2 protein-coding genes are annotated in these 2,285 nt (G+C 53.2%); one reads left to right on the top strand and one right to left on the bottom strand.

What is annotated here, in order from left to right:
* Nucleotides 1–435 precede the first annotated feature (435 nt).
* Nucleotides 436–1,917, top strand: a complete 1,482-nt coding sequence (locus tag LF63_RS15630; RefSeq protein ID WP_152569181.1) for a hypothetical protein — start codon at nt 436–438, stop codon at nt 1,915–1,917.
* 246 nt (nt 1,918–2,163) lie between these two features.
* Here LF63_RS15630 and LF63_RS15390 read toward each other — a convergent pair.
* Nucleotides 2,164–2,285 (bottom strand): zinc-dependent peptidase (locus LF63_RS15390; RefSeq protein ID WP_161782303.1); only part of this gene is annotated, 122 nt, incomplete at its 5' end.

Below are 2,285 nucleotides of genomic sequence, written 5' to 3'. Positions count from 1 at the left end.
TCCACACGCGGCGGTCCATGCGACGGTGCAGCGGCGGGAAGCCGTTGGCGTCGCCGTTGAGCATGTAGAGCTTTTTGCGCCTTGGCGATGACGTAGACATCAAGTCAAAGTACGCCTAGCAGAATCTGCGTGAAGCCCTTGCTTGTGCTCAGCAGGGCAAGACAGATGGATAGCCCTGACCAGTGTGATAAGCGCCATTGTGCAGGGTATGGTGAACGTACAACCTTCTATTCGAACATCACATCCAGTGTGTGATCGAGCCAGGGAAGGGTGACGGCGCTCATCAACGTCGTACCTATGAGTCCGTCGAATACTCTGCTGGAAAGGTCGAAATGGGATCACTTCAGTTTCTATGGCTGTGATAAAACTTCATACTATGGATGAGGCGTGTGCTTTCGACATGCGTAGTCACGGTTGCAAAGGAGAAGTACAAGGATGAATAGTGCGATCAGGAGTTTGTTCTGGGCAATTTGCGCTTTTGCTGTTTTGACGGGCGTCGCCTTCGGGAAGACCACGTACGGTGGCCAGGTTGTTGGCCTTTCGAATGTCTACAACTATTCGCCATCGGTGATCGAGAGCAACGGCGTGCAAAAATTCTGGTGGTGCGCTCAGGCCATCAATCCGAATAATCCCTCGCAATATACCGACACGATCCAGTACGTAGCGATTGACGTCAGTACGCAGACGATTGTGCAAGGACCCAAGACGGTGCTGGCGGAAACGCCCGCAGCCTGGGATTCGGCTTTCACATGCAATCCGAGAGTGGTCGAAGGCGTCTTCACGAATCCTTTCGGTAACGGCCTCAACTATACATATGCGATGTACTACGTCGGCACGAGTCAGTCATCGGGAACTCTCAATAGCATCGGTGTTGCATTTTCCAATGATGGTGTTTCATGGGTGAAGTATCCACAGCCCGTCATCATGTACACGTCGCAGGATGCACAGAACAATGCCTACGGCATGGGACAGCCTGCCGCTTATAACCACGATGGCAAAGCGGGTATCTGGTTGCTTTACGAGCACGGAGCCCATCATTACAAGGCCACATCCACAGATGGTGTGTACTTTACAGTTACGGGCGAGATTACTGAAAACGGTCTGGATGAAGTCGGCACGATGGGGCAGTCCAGTTATCACTCGCCCACGTGGGGCGATGCTGGTTACGACTACAAAACAGGTTATTGGTACGCGGCATTTGATACGTCGACGAGGCCACCTTCTACGGTTGGTGGTGTGACCGAGCGTGGCCAGATTGGGGTTGTGGTCTACCGTATTCCCAACAGTTCACTACTTACTGGAACGACCTCGTGGGAGCAGGTGTCCACGATTGATACAAGTCTCACTGGTGCCGAGAGCAACTTCCTTGCCAGTTTCCTTCATGACATTTACGGCAATGTAAATGCCGGCGGCTATCCTCAGATTGAGTTGTATGTATCGACCTCGTTGCCGAGGCCGGCCTGGAACTCGACCTCTTCGCAACGCGGGCAGTCCGGAGGCACATCGCACTGGAAAATCGCCTGGTCGATCTGGACGCCGAATTCGTCCAAGCTTGCTCTGGAACGTTATGCCTATGGCTCGACGTATGAGGTGACTACCGGCTACGTTGATACCAGCATTTTTAAGCTCGACAAAACTCTGGGGTACCTCTATGAGACCCCGCAATCAGGCGCTAATACACCTTTGTACAGTTGTGTTGCCGGTAGCACGGATTATTTTGTCTCGCCGTCCTCGAATTGCGAAAGCCAGACTTATCTTGGACTCGTGGGCTATGCGTATGGGAGTGCCAGTGCCGCTTCGAATCTGGTTCCTCTATACCGTTGTTATACTGGTTCGCATCATCTGGTCAGTACCAGTTCGACCTGCGAGGGCTATACTAGAGAAGGTGTTCTCGGGTACGCCATGGCTACGCAGTGAGTTGGCTCGAAATGCGCGTGTCGGTGGCCGAGTATTGAGATCGAGCATCCTGTGTTGATGCAAGCGTCGGGGCACGGGAGCTATATAGTGTCCCGGCGCAAGTTTTCTGATGGCAGTCCCGCGTGATGCAGCGGAGTGAAGCCCAGCACTTTTCACTGTCCGGCATTGAAATACCGGAATGTTCGGCAGGTCGTCGAGGTCAGGCTCTATGTTTCGTCTGGATTGCGATGACCGTATCCGCATCGTTTAGTATGGGTGCTGCTGATAGAACAGTTCGAGTTGCCGATAGACTTCCGGCAAGTTACGTCGCAGGTTAGCCGGATCTTCGAAGAAGTGTTCGCTGGCGACGGCGAAGAATTCGGCCGGAT

Source organism: Oleiagrimonas soli (genome assembly GCF_000761445.1).
In the GTDB taxonomy this organism is placed as follows: Bacteria; Pseudomonadota; Gammaproteobacteria; order Xanthomonadales; family Rhodanobacteraceae; genus Oleiagrimonas; species Oleiagrimonas soli.
This window is presented reverse-complemented; position numbering and strand designations above follow the sequence as displayed.